General features: G+C 69.4%; 17 protein-coding genes. 4 read left to right on the forward strand and 13 right to left on the reverse strand.

Annotation, left to right across the window (positions count from 1 at the left end; genetic code table 11):
* Window positions 1-23: 23 nt before the first annotated feature.
* The 4 genes from AB7U46_RS08990 to AB7U46_RS09005 all read right to left on the reverse strand — a co-directional run bounded on the left by AB7U46_RS08990 (window position 24) and on the right by AB7U46_RS09005 (window position 4,304).
* Window positions 24-977, reverse strand: a complete 954-nt coding sequence (locus AB7U46_RS08990; RefSeq protein WP_428336621.1) for a lipid A-modifier LpxR family protein — start codon at window positions 975-977, stop codon at window positions 24-26.
* Between the two features lie 168 nt (window positions 978-1,145).
* Window positions 1,146-2,204 (reverse strand): ABC transporter substrate-binding protein, encoded by a 1,059-nt coding sequence (locus AB7U46_RS08995; protein ID WP_428336622.1) that lies wholly within the window; start codon window positions 2,202-2,204, stop codon window positions 1,146-1,148.
* Entirely contained in the window at window positions 2,201-3,640 is a 1,440-nt protein-coding gene (locus AB7U46_RS09000; protein WP_428336623.1) for a sensor histidine kinase, read from the reverse strand. Before AB7U46_RS09000 ends, AB7U46_RS08995 begins: the two co-directional genes overlap by 4 nt.
* Window positions 3,633-4,304 (reverse strand): response regulator transcription factor, encoded by a 672-nt coding sequence (locus tag AB7U46_RS09005; RefSeq protein WP_428336624.1) that lies wholly within the window; start codon window positions 4,302-4,304, stop codon window positions 3,633-3,635. Before AB7U46_RS09005 ends, AB7U46_RS09000 begins: the two co-directional genes overlap by 8 nt.
* Before the next feature lie 140 nt (window positions 4,305-4,444).
* Here AB7U46_RS09005 and AB7U46_RS09010 point away from each other — a divergent pair, with 140 nt between their 5' ends.
* The 3 genes from AB7U46_RS09010 to AB7U46_RS09020 all read left to right on the forward strand — a co-directional run bounded on the left by AB7U46_RS09010 (window position 4,445) and on the right by AB7U46_RS09020 (window position 7,516).
* A complete protein-coding gene (locus AB7U46_RS09010) occupies window positions 4,445-5,431 on the forward strand; it encodes a Bug family tripartite tricarboxylate transporter substrate binding protein (protein ID WP_428336625.1) in 987 nt (328 codons plus the stop codon).
* Between the two features lie 93 nt (window positions 5,432-5,524).
* Window positions 5,525-5,956 (forward strand): tripartite tricarboxylate transporter TctB family protein, encoded by a 432-nt coding sequence (locus AB7U46_RS09015; protein ID WP_428336626.1) that lies wholly within the window; start codon window positions 5,525-5,527, stop codon window positions 5,954-5,956.
* Window positions 5,957-5,965: 9 nt separating this feature from the next.
* Window positions 5,966-7,516, forward strand: coding sequence for a tripartite tricarboxylate transporter permease (locus tag AB7U46_RS09020; protein WP_428336627.1), 1,551 nt, complete (start codon window positions 5,966-5,968; stop codon window positions 7,514-7,516).
* 51 nt (window positions 7,517-7,567) lie between these two features.
* Here the strand turns inward: AB7U46_RS09020 and ybaK are convergent, their stop codons facing one another.
* The 9 genes from ybaK to AB7U46_RS09065 form a co-directional block, all read right to left on the reverse strand.
* Window positions 7,568-8,044, reverse strand: a complete 477-nt coding sequence (ybaK, locus tag AB7U46_RS09025; RefSeq protein WP_428336628.1) for a Cys-tRNA(Pro) deacylase — start codon at window positions 8,042-8,044, stop codon at window positions 7,568-7,570.
* Window positions 8,041-9,051, reverse strand: coding sequence for a dihydroorotate dehydrogenase-like protein (locus AB7U46_RS09030; protein ID WP_428336629.1), 1,011 nt, complete (start codon window positions 9,049-9,051; stop codon window positions 8,041-8,043). The genes ybaK and AB7U46_RS09030 overlap by 4 nt, the downstream gene beginning before the upstream one ends.
* A gap of 10 nt (window positions 9,052-9,061) precedes the next feature.
* The gene (nifJ, locus tag AB7U46_RS09035; RefSeq protein ID WP_428336630.1) at window positions 9,062-12,676 is read right to left on the reverse strand and encodes a pyruvate:ferredoxin (flavodoxin) oxidoreductase; all 3,615 of its coding nucleotides are present in this window, start codon (window positions 12,674-12,676) and stop codon (window positions 9,062-9,064) included.
* Window positions 12,669-14,309: an NAD(P)-binding protein gene (locus tag AB7U46_RS09040; protein WP_428336631.1), complete on the reverse strand. Its 1,641-nt coding sequence runs from the start codon at window positions 14,307-14,309 to the stop codon at window positions 12,669-12,671. Before AB7U46_RS09040 ends, nifJ begins: the two co-directional genes overlap by 8 nt.
* A gap of 92 nt (window positions 14,310-14,401) precedes the next feature.
* Window positions 14,402-14,725, reverse strand: a complete 324-nt coding sequence (locus AB7U46_RS09045; protein ID WP_428336632.1) for a diacylglycerol kinase — start codon at window positions 14,723-14,725, stop codon at window positions 14,402-14,404.
* A 168-nt stretch (window positions 14,726-14,893) separates the two neighbouring features.
* Window positions 14,894-15,154 carry a DUF6455 family protein gene (locus AB7U46_RS09050; protein WP_428336633.1) on the reverse strand — a complete coding sequence of 87 codons (261 nt, stop codon included), beginning with the start codon at window positions 15,152-15,154 and terminating at the stop codon, window positions 14,894-14,896.
* Between the two features lie 15 nt (window positions 15,155-15,169).
* Entirely contained in the window at window positions 15,170-15,481 is a 312-nt protein-coding gene (locus tag AB7U46_RS09055; RefSeq protein WP_428336634.1) for a DUF6455 family protein, read from the reverse strand.
* 66 nt (window positions 15,482-15,547) lie between these two features.
* Complete coding sequence (locus tag AB7U46_RS09060; protein ID WP_428336635.1) at window positions 15,548-16,810, reverse strand: DUF2254 domain-containing protein; 1,263 nt, start codon at window positions 16,808-16,810, stop codon at window positions 15,548-15,550.
* A 52-nt stretch (window positions 16,811-16,862) separates the two neighbouring features.
* Window positions 16,863-17,615 (reverse strand): M48 family metallopeptidase, encoded by a 753-nt coding sequence (locus AB7U46_RS09065; protein ID WP_428336636.1) that lies wholly within the window; start codon window positions 17,613-17,615, stop codon window positions 16,863-16,865.
* A 129-nt stretch (window positions 17,616-17,744) separates the two neighbouring features.
* Here AB7U46_RS09065 and AB7U46_RS09070 point away from each other — a divergent pair, with 129 nt between their 5' ends.
* A complete protein-coding gene (locus AB7U46_RS09070) occupies window positions 17,745-17,996 on the forward strand; it encodes a hypothetical protein (protein WP_428336637.1) in 252 nt (83 codons plus the stop codon).
* Window positions 17,997-18,047: the final 51 nt, after the last annotated feature.

An 18,047-nucleotide genomic window follows, 5' to 3' on the forward strand; every position in this document is an offset into this window, starting at 1 on the left:
AAGCCAGATCCCCGCGGCCGGGATCAGAAATTCACCCGCGCGCGCAAGCTGCCGAGAACCTGCCCCTCGGGCTGGCCGACGAATTCCTCGGAAAGCCAGGTCACCCCGTAGAACAGCCCGACGATGCCGATCCGGGTGCTGACCCCGGCGCGCAGGCGTTTGCGCGTGGGTTCGAAATCGACGCCGTCGGCGGCGGGGAAATACTGGCTGTCGAAGACATGGGCGATATCGGCGCCGAGCACGAAGGAGGTGCCTTCGCCGCCGGTCCCCGACACGCCGACATAGCGCTGCCCGGTGATCTCGTCGCGCAGCCAGAGCGCGCCGCGCTCGCGTTGGCCAAAGCGGAAATCGACGCCGGCACGGACGAGCGTCTCGTCGCCGGCGCGGCCCTCGACGAAGGGGCGCGCCTCGGCCCAGCCAAGATCGACCGGGCGCGCGAATTCGCCGTCGAGCACCGGATAGAGGTGATCGCCGAGCTGATCCTTCGCCACCGCCGGGCGGGGCGCGGAAAAGACGCGGTGCAGCGTCTCGTGCAGGTTCGAGATGCCGGTCCCCGGCCCGGTCGCGACGAGGCCGAAGCCGAGATCGGCCTCACTGCCCGGCAGCGGCGCGAAATGGGTCTTGGCCGCGAAATTCAGCCGCCCGACATAGCGCCGGTCGCCCGCGGGCGGATGGCTCAGCACCGAGGGCGCGATGATCGAGCCGCCGAAGCGGTATTCCATGATCTCGAAGGGCAGCTGCGGCAGCTTGCCCTCCCAGACCTGGCCGCGGATCACCGAGATATTGTAGCTGCCGGTCTGCCAGCGGTCCTCGTGATCGCCGAAGTAATCGTTGTTGAAGAGCCGGCCGTAGCCCAGCGTCTCGCGCAGGGCGAACCGCTCGCCGAAGCTGCCCGCCGCCGCGGGCGCCAGCGCGGCAAGGCCGAAGGTCACGGTGAGAAGGGCACCGCGGAGCGCGGCGAAAATCGGGTTCGGCATGGGTTTTCCTGCGGTCGTCTGCTCGTTCTCGCACCCTCGCGGGCGCTCCCGCTCATCCGGCGGGTTGCTTTGGTGATACCCCTTCTGCCCGGCGATTTCGACGAAATTGCGGCCGGCCCGGGCGGAGGAGCGCAAGATGCGCCGGATCGGCCACAGCCGCGCAGGGCCTCAGGGCGTCGCGCCGCGTTCGACGAAGCTCTCGCGCCAGCGCCGCAGCATCGCCGCCGCCTTCTGCGCGTCGCGCGCGACGAGCAGCGCCGGCCCGATGCGGATCGGGCGCTCGGCGGAATCGTGACGCGCCGCCTCCGCCACGTCGCTCTGCGCGACGAGGCCCGAGCGCGCGAGGATCCCCTGCCCCTCCGCCGAAAGCAGGAAATCGAGCAGCGCGCCCGCATTTGCCGCCCCCGCCGCGCCGCGCGGGATCATGTAGCCACGAGAAAGGAACAGCGTGTAATCCTGCGGCCAGACGGTGGCGACATCGGGCAGGTGGCGGTCCTCGACATAGGAGCCGAGCACGTTGTAGGCGATCAGGTAATCGCCGCGCGCCACCGCGTCGATGATCTCCGCCGAGCAGCAGGTCGCCACCGCCTGCGAACGCCCGAACCCCTCGAGCAGCGCGCCGAAGGTCGTCGCCTCGAGACTGTCGGCGAAGGCGAAGAGATAGCCAAGCCCCGAGCGCGCGATGTCATAGCTCGCGATCCGCCCGTCATAGCGGTGATCGGCGCGGCGCATCAGGTCAAGGAGCGCGAAACGATCGGCGGGCACGTCTTCGGGCGGCACGAGGCGCGTGTTGTAGATGATGACCGCGGGCTCGCGCGTCACCCCCCAGATCTCGTCGCGCCAGCGCCGCGTGTCGGGCAGCGCGGCGGTCAGCGGCGAACGATAGGCCTCGGCGCAGCCCAGATCGACGAGTTCGACGAGCTGGTCGACCGCCGAGGAAAAGGCGACATCCGCCCCCGCGCGCCCCGCCGCGCAGTCCGCGCGCGAAACCTCGAAAAGCCCGTTCGAGGACCATTGCTCGTAATCGACGGCAAGCCCCGGATGGCGCGCGACATAGGCCTCGATCGCCGGGCGCAGCACCGCGATATCGGTGGTCGAGCGCAGCCGCAGCCGCTCCGCCGCGCCCGTGGCGGGCCCAAAGACCGCCCGCGCCTCGAGCCCGGCGGGCAGATCCTGCGCCGCGGCGGCACCGGCACAGAAAAGCGCAAGCAACAGCGCGCGGATCATGGCACCTCCTCCGCGGCGGGCAGGATCAGCGCGGCGCGAAAGCCCCCCGCCCCCGGTTCGAGCGCGAGCCGCCCGCCGAAGGCCTCGGCCACCGCCCGCGCGATCGAAAGGCCCAGCCCGGCCGAACGCCCGCGCGAGGCGGCGTTGCGCTCGAACCGCGCGCCGATGCGCGCAAGCGTCGCCGCATCCGGCCCGGGGCCGGCGTCGCGCACCCAGAGCACTGCGGCGCCCGCCTCGATCGCCGCGCCCATCCGCACCGCCCCCGCCCCGTGACGCAGCGCATTGGCGAGCAGGTTCTTCGCCGCCTCGGTCAGCGAAAGATCGTCGGCCAGCACCATCACCGGGCTTTCCCCGATCTCGAGGGCGACCTCGCGCCCCGGCGCGATCAGCGCGTGATCCTGCGCCTCGATCACCGCAAGCGCCACGTCGCGCAGATCGACCGCCACGCGCCGCGCCGAATCGGTGCGATGGATCACCAGCGCGCGCGACAGCATCTGATCGAGCAGATCGCCAAGCGAGCGCGAGCGCCGCGCAATCCGCGCCACCGTCGCGCGCAGCGCCTCGGGGTCGGTCTCCTCGGCGGCAAGCTCGGCCTGCACCCGCAGCGCGGCGACCGGCGTGCGCAGCTGATGCGCGGTGTCGGAAATCAGGTTGCGCATCGAGGCGATCTGCCGCTCGAGCCGCCGCATGAACCCGTTCATCGCACCGATCATCCCCGCGACCTCGGCCGGCACCGCGGTGTCGATCGGCGTCAGGTCATGCGGATCGCGCGCGGCCAGATCGCGCGCCAGCCCCTCGAGCGGGCGCATCGTGCGCTCGACCACCAGCGCACCGAGCACGATCAGCAACACCCCGGCGAGGCCGAGCACGATCAGCGCGTCGCGCGTCAGCCCCAGCGCCATCGCGTTGCGCGCGCGCAGCGTCTGCCCGACGGTGACAAGGATCGTGCCGGAGAAATCCCGCTCGGCAAACCGCCGCGGCACGGTGACGAAGCGCGCGCGTTCGCTGCCCGCAAGCCCGCCGAACTCGGCGTCGAAAAACCCGCCGCCCGCCTTGCGCACCGGCTCGGGCAGCGGCGTCTCGAAGCCGGTGATGACACGGCCGTCGGGGCCGCGCAGCGAATAGGTGATGCGGTCGTCGGGGGCGAGCGCGAGGAGCTGAAAGGCCGCGACCGGCAGATCGGCGACCGGGGCGCCGTCGCTCACCGTGACCGAGCCGGCGATCTCGTTCGCCGCGCCGAGGAGCAGCCGGTCATAGGAGGCCCGCGCCGCCGCGCGGCCATAGCCGAAGGCCACGAGCGCCATCACGATGCCGCCGACGAAGAGCAGCGAGAGCACCCCGCGCACCACCCGCGATTTCAGCGAAAGCGTGGTCGCGACCGGGCCGGGCTCGGCGCTTTCGGGGCCGGTGGTTTCGGGCAGGGCGGGTTCAGTCATCGCGCATCAGCCGGTAGCCGAGGCCGCGCTGCGTCTCGATCGCGACGCCGGAGCCCGCGAGCTTCTTGCGCAGCCGCGCGATGTAAAGCTCGACCGCGTTCAGCCCGACATCGGTCTCGGCGAAAGAATAAAGCCCCTCGTAAAGCCGCTCCTTGCTCATCACATGGCCCGCGTGGCGAATGAGCAGCGCGAGCAGCGCAAGTTCGCGCCGCGTGAGGTCGAGCGCGCGCCCGTCCAGCCGCGCCTCCTGCGCCGCCGGGCTGAAGGAGAGCGGGCCGAAGGCGATCTCCTCGCTCTTCACCTCCGCCTCGCGCCGGTGCAGCGCGCGCAGCCGCGCCACCAGCTCGCGATAGTCGAAGGGTTTCACGAGATAATCGTCGGCACCAAGGTCAAGCGCGCTGACCCGGGTCTCGACCGAGAAGGCGGCGGTGAGCATCAGCACCGGCACCCGCTCGCCGCGCCTGCGCAGATCGGCGAGCAGCTCGGTGCCCGAGCGGTCCGGCAGGTTGATGTCGAGCGCGATCACGTCATAGCGCTGCACCGCGAGGCAATCCTCCGCGGCATCGGCGCTTTCGGCGATGTCGCAGGTCATCCCCGCCTGGCGCAGACGGATCGCCACCGCCTCCGCCATGTCGGGTGCATCCTCGACCACCAGCACGCGCATCGTCCCCTCCCCGGGCGCCCCACGACCGCTGACAGGTTCGTGACAGGTTTCGCCCCTAGTCCTTTGTCATAGCCGAGCGCGAGGAGGCCGCAAAGAGCGGTGCGCCGGCAAGACAGCACAACACGACTGGAGGAGTTTCCATGATCAAGGCAACCCGGCTTTCGCTTGCCGCCCTCATTCTCGGCGCGAGCGCGCTGAGCGCCCTCGCCGATGGCTGGATGCCGGCGAACCCCGAGTGCATCGCCCCCGCGAACCCCGGCGGCGGCTGGGACTTCACCTGCCGCCAGGTCGGCAAGGTGATGCAGGACGAGGGGCTGATCGACAAGACGATGCAGGTGACCAACCTCGCCGGTGGCGGCGGTGGCGTGGCCTTCGCGGAAGTGGTGAACAAGCGCAACGACAGCAGCGACCTGATCGTCGCCGCCTCCTCGGCCACCGCGACGCGGCTCGCGCAGAACGCCTACCCGGGCAACACGATGGATCAGGTGCGCTGGGTCGCCTCGGTCGGCGCCGATTACGGCGTGATCGCGGTGGCGAAGAACAGCCCGATCAACACGCTGCCGGAACTGCTCGACCAGGTGAAGGCGGATCCGACCTCGGTCGCCTTCGCGGGCGGCTCGGCGGTGGGCGGCTGGGACCATCTGAAGGTGCTGATCGCCGCGCAGGCCGATGGCGTCGAGGATGTGCGCCGCGTCAAATACGTCGCCTTCGACGGCGGCGGCGAGGCGGTGACGCAGCTTCTGGCCGGTTCGGTGCAGGCCTTCACCGGCGATCTTTCCGAGGCGAAGGGCTTCGTCGATTCGGGCGACATCAAGGTGCTCGCCGTGCTCGCGCCCGAGCGTCTGAGCGGCGAATTCGCCGGTTTCCCGACCGCGAAGGAGCAGGGCATCGACGCGCTCGGCGCGAACTGGCGCGGCTTCTACGCGCCGAAGGGGATGTCGGACGAGGCCTATGACGCCTGGGTGCAGAAGATCGCCACGCTCTACGCTTCGGAGGAGTGGAAGAAGGTGATGGAGACCAACGGCCTCGCGCCGCTCGACCTTCAGGGCGCCGATTTCGACAAGTTCGTCGCCGATTCGGTGACCCAGATCGCCGATCTCTCGCGCCAGATCGGCATCATCAAGTAAGCCGGTAACCCGTATCCGATCCGTTGCAGGGGGCGGGCGGCACATCGTGCCGCCCGTTTCTCCGGACGGATCCGTCAGCCTCGGGAGAATTCCATGAGCGACCGTATCTTCGGTATCTTCGGCGTCCTGCTCGCCATCGGCTTCGCGCTCTCGGCGCTTTCGATCGAGGAAAGTTTCCTCTCGGATGCGGTCGGGCCGAAGGCCTTCCCCCTCATCATCGCCGCCGTGCTCGGCCTCGCCTCCGCCGCGATCGCGCTGAAACCCGACGCCGATCCGGTCTGGCCGGGCCTGCGCCGCCTGGCCGAGCTCGCCGCCGCCGCGGTGGTGCTGATCCTTTACGCGACGCTGTTGCCCAAGCTCGGCTTCGTGATCGCGACCGCCCTCGCCTCGGCCTATCTCGCCTGGCGGCTGGGGTCGCGCCCGGTCGAAAGCGCGATCGTCGGCATCGGCATCGCGCTTGGCATCTACGCCATCTTCCACCTCGCGCTCGGGCTCTCGCTCGCCCGCGGCCCGCTCGGCATCTGAGGAGAGATCATGGACACGCTTTCCCATCTCGCCGACGGTTTCGCGATCGCGATCACCTGGCAGAACCTCGCGCTCGCACTGCTCGGCGCCGCGCTCGGCACCGTCATGGGCGCGCTGCCGGGGCTTGGCCCCTCGAATGGCGTCGCGATCCTCATTCCGCTCGCCTTCACCCTCGGCCTCGGCGCGACGCCGGCGCTGATCCTGCTCACCTCGGTCTATTACGGGGCGATGTATGGCGGGCGCATCAGCTCGATCCTGCTCAATATCCCGGGCGACGAGCCGGCGGTGATGACCTGTCTCGACGGCTATCCGATGGCGAAATCGGGCCGCGCGGGCGAGGCGCTCTCGCTCTCCGGCATCGCCTCTTTCGTCGGCTCCTTCATCGCCACCTGGGGGCTGATCCTGCTCGCCCCGCAGCTGGTGAAGATCGCGCTCCTCTTCGGGCCGGACGAATATTTCGCCCTCTTCGCGCTGGCCTTCGCCACGCTCGGCGGCGTCAGCTCGACGAACCAGGCGAAATCGGCCTTCGCCGCCGCGCTCGGCCTCGGCCTCGCGATGGTCGGCGTCGACACCCAGACCGGCGTGCCGCGCTTCACCTTCGGCGAGGTGCATCTTTACGACGGCATCGACTTCCTCGTCGCGATCGTCGGCCTCTTCGCGCTTTCCGAGGTCTTCGTCTTCCTCGAACACCGCCACGGCGGCTCCGACGCCGCGCACAAGTCGATGGTGATCGGCCGCCTCACCCCCTCGGCCAAGACGCTTGCCAAGACCGCGCCCACCATGCTGCGCAGCTCGGTCCTGGGCTTCATCGCCGGCGTGCTGCCCGGGGCGGGGGGCGCGCTCGGCGCCTTCCTCAGCTATTCGATGGAGAAGAAGCTCGTCGACCGCGAGGGCACTTTCGGCAAGGGCGATCCGCGCGGCATCGCGGCGCCCGAGGCCGGCAACAACGCCGCCGCCGGCGGGGCGCTGGTGCCGATGCTGGCGCTTGGCGTGCCCGGTTCGGGCACGACCGCGGTGCTGCTTGCGGTGCTGCTCAGCCTCAACATCACCCCCGGGCCGCTCCTCTTCACGAAGAACCCGGATGTGGTCTGGGGCCTGATCGCCGCGCTCTTCATCGCGAACTTCATGCTGCTCGCGCTCAATATCCCGATGGTCGGCCTCTTCTCGCGGCTCCTGCTGATCCCGCCGCGGATCCTGATGCCCGCCGTCGCGATGGTGAGCTTCGTCGGCATCTACGGCATCTCCGGCTCGCCCTTCGACCTCTACCTGATGGTCGGTTTCGGGGTGATGGGCTGGGCGCTGCGCAAGCTCGACGTGCCGCTGGTGCCGGTGATCCTCGGCACGCTGCTCGGCAACCAGATGGAGAACAACCTGCGCCGCGCGGTGACGATCTCGAACGGGGACTGGGGCGTGCTGCTCTCGAGCCCGCTCGACTGGATCCTCTGGGGCATCGCGATCGTCGGCTTCATCCTGCCGATGGTGGTGGGCAAGATGATGCAGAACCGGATGGCTGCTGCGCGCCACGGCGAGCAGGGCGAAGAGATGGACGAGACCGACTGAGTCCCGTCCGGGTGCGCCGCCCCTCCTCCCCTTCAAGGGGCGGCGCGCCGTTCACTCCGCGATCAGCGGATGGGGCGAGGCCGCCGCGGCCCTCAGCGCCTCCTCCGGCAAAAGCGCGACCATCAAGCCGCGCTTGCCGCCGTTGACGACGATCTCGCCATTGCCCAGCGCGGTTTCCTCGAAAGCCACCGGCACGCGCTTCTTCTGACCGAAGGGGCTGATGCCTCCGGTGTGGAAACCGGTCATCCGCTCGGCCTTCTCGGGCGGCATCATCGCCGCCGCCTTGCCGCCAAAGGCCGCCGCCACCTTCTTCATCGACAGCGTATGATCCGAGGGGATCACCGCGCAGGCCGGATGACCGTCGACCTCGACCATCAGCGTCTTGAGCACGCGGCCCGGATCGGCACCGATCGCCTCGGCCGCATGCAGGCCGATCTTGTCCTGTCCAGCGACGTAATCATATTCGATCCGCCGGAACGCGACCTTCGCCGCCTCGAGCGCGCGGGTCGCCGGTGTCGCGGTGCTCATGCCACCCCCGCCGCGCTCAGATCGAAGCCCTGCAGCACCTTGATGTAATTCGCCCGCTCATAGGCCTCGGGATCGGCGATGCGCTCGTGCGAAAGCCGGCCGCGAATCTCGCCCGGCCCCTGCAACCCGCGCGCGGAAAGCCAGTCGACCAGCCCGTCGCGCAGCACCCGCATATGGCCGGGCCCGCGCCGCAGCAGCGCCGAGGTCGTCATCACCACATCGGCACCGGCGAGCAGGTAGCGCACGACGTCGTCCGGCCCCTCGACCCCGGTCGTCGCGGCGAGCGATCCGGGCAGACGCCCGGCGAGCACCCCGATCCACAAAAGCGGCAGGCGCATCTCGTAGCGATGCGAAAGCTCGAGGCTCGGTTTCAGCTCCAGCGTCGCCGGGTCGATGTCGGGCTGGTAGAAGCGGTTGAACATCACCACCCCCTTCGCCCCCGCCCCGACGAGCCGCTGCGCCATATGCGCCGGCGCGCTGAAATAGGGGCCGATCTTCACCGCGACCGGGATCTTCACCGCGGTGGTGACGGAGCGCACGATCTCGACATAGCGCGCCTCGACCTCGGCGCCCGACAGATCGGGATCGGTCGGCAGCATGTAGATGTTGAGCTCGATCGCCGCGGCGCCGGCCGCCTCGAAATCGCGGGCGTAATCGGTCCAGCCGGAATCGGTCGAGCCGTTCAGGCTCGCGATCACCGGGATCGAGAGTGCGGCGGAGGCCTTTTCCACCAAAGCGATCTGATTGCCGCTGTCGAAGGCGAAGGCCGCCTGCGCGGGGAAATAGCTCAGCGCCTCGCCGAAACTTTCGGCGCCATTCTCGATCAGCGCGTCGAGGATCTGGTTCTCGCGCCAGATCTGCTCCTCGAAGACGGAGGGCAGCACCACCGCCCCCGCCCCGCTCGCCTCGAGCAGGCGCAGGGTGTCAAGGTTGGCGTTCAGCGGGCTCGCCGAGGCGACGAGCGGGCTTGGCAGATCGAGCCCCAGATAGCGTGTCGTCAGATCCATCGCTGCCTCCTTACAACCGGCCCGCCGCGCCCATCGCCTGCGAGGGCTCCGGGCCGGCCTCCATCTGCGCAAAATCCTCGTAGGTGCGGTATTTGTCGCGGATCGCCGCCTGCGCCTCGGCAAGCAGCGCCGCCGCCTCCTCGGGCCGCGCCGCGGCGAGCGCGGCATAGCGCAGCTCGTTATAGGCGTAGTCCTTGAAGGGCAGCGTCGGCCGCGGGCTGTCGAGGCGGAAGGGCGCGTGGCCCGTGCCGCGCAAGGCCGGATCGTAGCGCAGCAGCGGCCAGTAACCCGAGGCCACCGCGCGATCCTGCTGATCGAGGCCGCGGCGCAGATCGAACCCATGCGCGATGCAATGGCTGTAGGCAAGGATAAGCGAGGGCCCCTCCCAGGCCTCGGCCTCGCGGAAGGCCTGCAGCGTCTGCTGCGGGTTCGCCCCCATCGCCACCTGCGCGACATAGACATTGCCATAGGCGACGGCCTGCAGCGCGAGATCCTTGCGCGCGGTGCGCTTGCCGGCGGCGGCGAATTTCGCGATCGCGCCGAGCGGCGTCGCCTTCGAGGCCTGCCCGCCGGTGTTCGAATAGACCTCGGTATCCATCACGAGGATATTCACGTTGCGCCCCGAGGCGAGGACATGATCGAGCCCGCCATAGCCGATGTCATAGGCCCAGCCATCGCCGCCCACGATCCAGATCGAGCGCCGCACGAGGTGATCGACGACCGAGATCAGATGCTTCGCCGCCGGATCGTCGCCGAGCGCGAGGAGCCGCGTTTTCAGGAGCGCCACACGCTCGCGCTGCGCCCGGATCTCGCTTTCGGCGATCTGCGGCGCAGCGAGGATCTCGGTGACAAGCTCTTCGCCCAGTTTCGGCGCAAGATCGCGGGCGAGATCCTGCGCGAGGCCGAGATGCTTGTCCGCGGCGAGCCGGAAGCCGAGGCCGAATTCGGCATTGTCCTCGAAAAGCGAATTCGCCCAGGCCGGGCCACGCCCCTCGGCGTTCTTCGACCAGGGCGTGACCGGCAGGTTGCCGCCGTAGATCGAGGAGCAGCCGGTGGCATTCGCCACCATCAGCCGGTCGCCGAACAGCTGGCTGAGCAGCTTCACATAGGGCGTCTCGCCGCAGCCGGCGCAGGCGCCGGAGAATTCGAAGAGCGGCTCGAGGAACTGCACGCCGCGGACATTGGCGAAATCGACGCGCGAGCGGTCGTTCACCGGCAGCCGCTCGAAGAAGGCGATGTTTTCGCGTTCCGCCTCGACCAGCGGTTCCTTGGGTTCGAGGTTGATCGCCTTGATCCCCGGCTCCGAGGCGCTCACCGCCGGGCAGGCCTCGATGCACAACCCGCAGCCGGTGCAATCCTCGACGTAGAATTGCAGCGTGAAGCGCGCGCCGGGGTAGCCGCGCGCATTGACCGGCGCCGATTTGAACGCTTCGGGCGCGGTGTCGAGCAGGGCATCGTCGTAATATTTCGCGCGGATCACGCTATGCGGGCAGACGAAGGAACACTGGCCGCACTGGATGCACATGTCCGACCGCCAGACCGGCACCTCGTCGGCGACGTTGCGCTTTTCCCAGGCCGCCGTGCCGGAGGGGAAAGTGCCATCCGCCGGCACGAGGCTCACGGGGATATCGTCGCCCTCGTCGGCCATCATCGGCGCTGTGACGCGGCGCACGAATTCGGGCGCACTGGCGGGCACCGCCGGGGGCCGCTCGAAATCGCTTGTGGCCTTCGCGGGCACCGCAACCTCGTGCAGCCGTTCGAGCGCGCCATCGACCGCGGCCCAGTTCTGCTCGACGATGCGGCGGCCCTTGCGGCCATAGGTCTTCTGGATCGCGGCCTTGATCTTCGCGATCGCCGCCTCGCGCGGGAGCACGTTCGAGAGCGCGAAGAAACAGGTCTGCAAAATGGTGTTCGTGCGCCGGCCCAGCCCCACCTCGCGCGCGGCGCGGTTCGCGTCGATCACGAAGAAGCGCAGCTTCTTCGCGATGATCGTCTCCTGCATCGCGCGCGGCAGCCGGCCCCAGACCTTTTCGGGGTCGAAGGGCGAATTGAGCAGGAAGGTCGCGCCGGGGGCGGCGAGCTTCAGCACATCGGTCTTCATCACGAAATGGAACTGGTGGCAGGCGACGAAACTCGCCTGCCGGATCAGGTAGGGCGCGCGGATCGGCTGCGGGCCGAAGCGCAGATGCGAGACGGTCTGCGCGCCGGATTTGTGGCTGTCATAGACGAAATAGCCCTGCGCGAAACGGCCCGCATCCTCGGCGAGGATCTTCACCGAGTTCTTGTTCGCCCCCACCGTGCCATCGGCGCCGAGCCCGTAGAAAACGGCGCGCACGACGCTGTCGGGTTCGGTGTCGAAACCGGGCGCCGAGGGCAGGCTCAGATGCGTCACGTCATCGGTGATGCCGACGGTGAAGCCCTGTTTCGGCGCGTCCTTCATCAGCTCGTCAAAGATCGCCTTCACCTGCGAGGGGTCGAAATCCTTCGACGAAAGCCCGTAGCGCCCACCAACCACCCGCGGCATCGTCGCACGCGCACCAGTGGCAAGGCCCTCGGCGAGCGTGGTGACCACGTCGAGATAAAGCGGCTCACCGGTCGCGCCCGGCTCCTTCGTGCGGTCGAGCACGGCGATCTTGCGCACGCTCGCGGGCAGCGCGCCGAGGAAGGCCGCGCCGGCAAAGGGGCGATAGAGCCGCACGATCACCGCGCCGACTTTCTCGCCCACCGCGGTCAGATGTTCGACCGTCTCGATCACCACCTCGGCGCCCGATCCCATCACCACGATCACCCGCTCCGCATCCGGCGCGCCGACATAGTCGAAAAGGTGATACGCGCGCCCGGTCAGTTGGCCGAGCTTCGCCATCTCCGCAGCGACGATGCCGGGCACCGCGTCGTGGTAGCGGTTCGCCGCCTCGCGCCCCTGGAAGAACACATCGGGGTTCTGCGCCGTGCCGCGCACGCAGGGGTTTTCCGGATTGAGCGCCCGGGCGCGATGCGCGCGCACGAGATCGTCGTCGATCATCGCGCGGATCTGCGCATCGGGGATAAGCTCGAGCGTGTTGACCTCATGCGAGGTGCGGAACCCGTCGAAGAAATGCACGAAGGGCACGCGCGCGCGCAGCGTCGCCGCCTGCGCGACCAGCGCCATGTCATGCGCTTCCTGCACCGAATTCGAGGCGAGCATGGCGAAGCCGGTCGAGCGCACCGCCATCACGTCCGAATGATCGCCGAAGATCGAGAGCGCATGGGTGGCAAGCGCGCGCGCCGCGACATGGAAGACCGAGGGGGTAAGCTCCCCCGCGATCTTGAACATGTTCGGGATCATCAGCATCAGCCCCTGCGACGCGGTGAAGGTCGTCGTCATCGCGCCGGCCTGCAGCGCGCCATGCACGGCACCGGCGGCCCCCGCCTCCGACTGCATTTCCTGAATGACGGGGATATTGCCCCAGATGTTGCGGATGCCCTTCGCCGTCCATTCGTCGGCAAGCTCCGCCATCGGCGAGGAGGGCGTGATCGGGTAGATCGAGCAGACCTCGTTCACCCGATAGGCGATATGGGCGACGGCGGCATTGCCGTCCATCGTGGCGCGCTCGGGCACGCTCGCGCGGATCACGTCGTCACGCATGGGGCGCCTCCTCGGGCTGCATTTCAAGCGCATGGCAGGGGCATTGTTCGGCGCAGGTGGCGCAGCCGGTACAGCGCACCGTGTCGATCACATAGCCGCGCCCGGGGCCGCGTTTCACGATCGCCTCCTCGGGGCAGGCGGCATAGCAATTGTCGCATTCGTAGCAGGCGCCGCAGGAATAGCAGCGGCTCGCCTCGCGGCTTGCCTCGCGCTCCGACAGCCCGGCGACGATCTCGGTGAAACCGCCCATCCGTTGCGCCTGTTCGAGCGCGCTTTGCGCGGCGCGCTCGGCGTCGGAATAGACCGGCAGATGCAGCATGCCGAAGCCGACGACGGGCGCGGGATCGGGGGGCGCGTAAGTCCCGCCGCGCAGGAAGGCGTCGATATGGCGCGCGGCGCGCTTGCCATGGCCCGTGGCGATCGTCACCGATTGCCGGTCGGGCACCATGTCGCCGCCGGCAAAGATCCCCGCCGCGCCGGTCATCATCTGCGCATCGACGACCAGCGCGCCATCGGCGGTGAAATCGAGCCCCGCCACCTTGCGCAGAAACCCGGTGTCGCTTTGCTGGCCAAGCGCCAGCACCACCGCATCGGCGCTCAGCGTCTCGACTTCCCCGGTCGGGCGCGGCTTGCCGGCCTCGTCAAGCTCCATCCGCTCGACGGTCAGATCGCTGCCCGAAATCTCGGTGATCGTGGTCAGCCAGCGGATCTTCACCCCCTCTTCGAGCGCCTCGTCGGCCTCGAAATCATGGGCGGGCATATGCGCGCGGTCGCGGCGATAGACGATGATCGTCTCGGTCGCGCCCAGACGGCGCGCGGTGCGCGCGGCATCCATCGCGGTGTTGCCGCCGCCATAGACGACGACGCGACGGCCCAGAAGCGGCGGCGCCTCGGCCGAGGTCTCATGCAGCAGGTTCACCGCATCGAGCACCTTCGCCGCGTCGCGCTCGGGGATCTCGACATGCTTGCCCTGCCCCGCCCCGATCGCGAGGAAGACCGCATCGAAGCCCCCCGCCGCCTTTTCGGCCGCCAGATCCTCGACCTTGTGGTTCAGGGTGATGGTGACGCCCAGCGCCACGATGCGCGCGACGTCCGCCGCAAGTTCCGCGCGCGGCATGCGGTAGGCGGGAATGCCGAAATGCATCATGCCGCCGGCGACCGGCCCGGCCTCGCGGATCTCGACCGTATGGCCGAGGCGGGCGAGGTGGTAGGCCGCCGAAAGCCCCGCCGGCCCCGCGCCGACGATCAGCACGCGCTTGCCGGTCTCCGCCGCGATCTTGGAAAAGCTCCAGCCCTCGCGCGTGGCCATGTCGCCCAGGAACCGCTCGACCGCGTGGATCGAGACCGGCGCGTCGACCTCGCCACGGTTACAGCCGCCCTCGCAGGGATGATAGCAGACGCGGCCATGCACCGCGGGCATCGGGTTTTCCGCGGTGAGCCGCTCCCAGGCCTCGCGGTAGCGCCCCGCCTGCGCGAGCGAGAGCCAGCCGCGGATGTCCTCGCCCGCGGGACAGGCGGCGGCGCAGGGCGGCGTGAGCGTGACGTAATGCGGCAGCTGTGCGCGCACCGGCCCCGCCGCCCGCGACTGGGTCAGATCGACCGATGGCGTGAAATCCCGAAGCCTGGTGCTCATCGTCGTCTCCGCTCCTGCTGCCGGCAGACCCTACGCCCGCCCCTGTTCGCTGTGCTTGATCTGGATCACCCGCCACGCGGCGCGCGCCCCGCCTAACCGATCAATACCGTCACCCAGGCGCTGCCCGCGGCAATCGCCGTCACCATCACCATCGCCGATCCGCAATCCTTCGCCTTGCGCGCCATCTCGGACGAGCCGGGGCTGATGCGGTCGACGATCGTCTCGATCGCGGTATTGCCCAGCTCCGCGGCGATCACCGCAAAGCCGAGCGCGATCACCAGGGCGCGCTCGCCCGGGCTTAGCGGCAGCACAAGTGCCAGCGCGACCGAGACCGCCTGCGCCCAGGCCCATTGCCGCAGCGACCGCTCGCTGCCCCAGGCCGCGCGCCAGCCGTTACAGGACCAGATCACCTTCATCCGGAATCGTGCAAATTCTGCCGCGATCCTCTGCATGCCCGTCTCCCGCGATCCGTCCTTCCCGCAGGCTAACCCGCGCAAGCAGCCCTGCCAATTGCAGAAAAAGAAACACATTCGAAGAAAACGAAGGGCGCCGAAGCGCCCCTGAAACCGTCTATCCGCGGGCGCTCAGTGCAGCGTGCCGAGATCGCGCAACAGCGCCGCGTTCCGGCACCAGTCGGGCGCCCCCTCGGCCGGCCCCGACCGTTCGGAAAGGAATTCAAGGCATCCCGCGGCGCCCGGGCAGCTGCGGCAGCGGGTGATCATCGCCGCGAAATCCGCCTGGCTGAGCAGCCCCTCATGCATCGCCTCGCTCAGGTTCACCCCCATCCGCCGCGCCATGCCGCGGGTGATCCAGAAATGCAGATCGAGATTGCCCTGAACACCCATCCTCTCCTCCTTCGCTCAGGCCAGCGGGGCCTCCGGTTCCTCCGTCAGGATCGCGCGCAGCCGCGCCATCATCAGCCGGTTGTTGCAATATTCCGGCGCGACCTCGGCCGTCGCCTCGCCGTCATGCGCCTCGGGCGCATCGTGATCGGCAAGCCAGTGCTGGCAGCTTTCCGGATCGCAGCAGCTGGTGCAGCGGATCACCGCCTCGCGCCATTCGTCGCCCGAGAGATGCCGCTTCGCCATCGCCTCGGTGAGATCGACGCCAAGCACCTGCGCCATGCGATTCATCAAGGCGGCATGACGGTTGAGTGTTTTCAGTCCGAACATCGCAGTCCCTTCCGGTGGCTTCGGCGGCACATTCGCCGCCAGAGCCCCGGGATGCCATGATTCAGATCAAGCCCCCTGCGCCGTTCGTTCCGCAAGCGCCGCGATCCGGGCGCGATCCTCCTCGAGCAGCAGCGCCGCCGCGGCGAATTCCGCCGCACGGTGCGCCTGCACCGCGGCGGCCGGGGCGAAATCGCGCGGCGCGATCGCCGCCAGCGCAGCCAGCACCTGCTGCAGCCGCAGCGCCACCTCGATCATCGCCGCGCCATCGCGCCCGATCGCATGGAAGGCGTCGCGCAACAGCGCCTCGGGCGCGAGCTCGGCCAGGAACACCCGGTCATGGCGCAGCTCGGGCAGCGGCGCCGGACGCCATTCGCCCAGCACCCGCGCCAGCCGCGACAGGATGTCGAGCGCAGTGCCCGGGTCGTTCACCGCGGGGCTGAGCGCGCGCGAGGCGATCTCGGCCAGCGTGATGAGGCCGAAGCGCGGATCCTGGTCATGGCTGCGGGCATGGGCGATGGTGAAGGCCGCGCGCAGCGCCTCCTCGAGCGCGCGGCGCGCCTCCGCATCGCCCGGCAGCGCGTCGCAGGCAAGCAGCGCGCGCGCCGGATGCACGAAGCTGCCCGGCTCGGCCAGCACCCAGATCCGGCAGCCCTGCCGCGCCGCGACGGCCTGCAGCTGCGCGGTGTCGAGATGCTGCACATGACCGGTGCGCGCCGCCCGCACCTCGAAGGCGCCGGGCGGCACCTGCTGCCAGCGCGCGCAGCCCAGCCGCGGATCGGCCGCGCGTTCGGCGATCGCCGCGGCGGCGGCGCGCTCGACGCGCGAGATCGTGTCGGAGAGCAGACCGAAGACGGTGAGATGCTGCACCCAGCGCAGAAGCATGCCGATCACCAGCGCGATCACGCCCAGGGTGACGACGAAAAGCACGAAGCGCCCGGCCTCGCCGTAGATCCGCGTCTGCAGCGCGATGATGCCGACGATGGCATAGACGAAGGCGCCGATGAAACAGGCCAGCACCCGCTGCGTCGTGCGGTCCGATTGCAGCAGCGCAAGCGCGCGCGGCGTCGCCCCGCTGGCCGCCGAACCAAAGGCGCTGACCATGATCGAGAGCGAGAAGGTGGTGACGGCAAGCATCGACGAGGCGATGATCTGCAGGATCGTCAGCACCGCATCGGCGCCGATCTTCGTCACCGCCCCTTCGGGGAGGGCGCGCCCGATCACGGCGGCCCCAAGCGCGGTGACAAGCGCGAGCACCCCCATCAGGGCGACCGGCACCCAGATCTGGCGCATCAGCCGGCTCAGCCGCCAGCGCCCTTTCGACATGTTCATCATCGCCTGCCCCCTTGCAGGGCAATGCGTGCGACCGGCCACCGGTTCCCGCTCAGATCTCGCCCGCCTTGAGCTCGGCCACGGTCTTGCGCACGATTGCGATACGGGCGGCATTGGCCGGATGGGTGCCGAGGAAGGCGTCGCCCGGATCGGCGATGCGCAGGAAGAACTGCGCGCCCTTTTCCGGGTCGTAGCCCGCGTCCCAGGCGATGATCGCGCCGAGCCGGTCGGCCTGCAGCTCGTATTCCTTCGAATAGGCGCGCGAGCCGACATTGGCCCCCACGTTCTGCGCATGGGAAATATCGGCCGCATCCCCGCCCGAGGCCGCCGCGAGCACGCCGAGGATCAGCGCCCCGGCCGAGGCATCGGCCGATTTCGCCTCGAGATGGCCGAGGATGTAATGCGCCGCCTCATGCCCCATGACGAAGGCGAGCTCGTCGCGGTTGCGCGCCTGCGCGATCAGCGCGAGGTTGAAGGCGACGATCGGGCGGCCCTGCTTGTCGAGCGTCTGGAAGGCGTTCGGATCGGGATCGGGGCGATCGTCGACCATGATCCGGTAATCGCAATCGCGCGCGCCCTTGGTGCGGGCGCGGCATTCCGCCTCGATCTTCGGCTCCATCGCCTCGGCCACGGCGACGAAATTCGCCGCCGCCTGGCGCGGCGAGAGGTCGCGCGCTTCCGAACTCACCACCGGCGCGGCCGGGGTGACCGGCGCCGGGCGCGTGCTGGGCATCGGCGCCTCGCAGGCGGCAAGCAGCAGCGGCAGCGCAACGAGGGCAAAGCGGTGGCGAAGGAAAGCGATCATCTCGATGCGGGGCGGAAAAGGGCCATGGGCGGGATGCTACAACCCCGGCACGCCGACGCCTAGGGGGCGCATGCGGCTTCACCGAAATGTTTGGCTTGCGTGCGCCCGCCGGCGCGCTAGCATGGGGACATGTTTACCATCGAGCACGAATTCGACGCCACCGTGATCACCCTCGTCGACGAGGGGGACGATCCGCGCGACTACCTGCAGGAGGACATCACGATCCAGTCCTTCGAGGATTGCGTCGTGCTCGAACAGCTCGACGACCAGACCGACCAGGTCGTGCGCGTCGTGTTCTCCCATGCGCAGCTGCGCGAACTCGCCGCTGCGCTGAACCTGCCCGAGGGCGTCTACCGGCTGCGCCAGCCCGACGCGACCTGAGCTTGGGCGCCGGCGCGGGGGCGCTGCCCCCCGGCTGCGCCGTCCCCCGGG

Source organism: Paenirhodobacter sp. (assembly GCF_050177655.1).
Lineage (GTDB): Bacteria > Pseudomonadota > Alphaproteobacteria > Rhodobacterales > Rhodobacteraceae > Rhodobacter.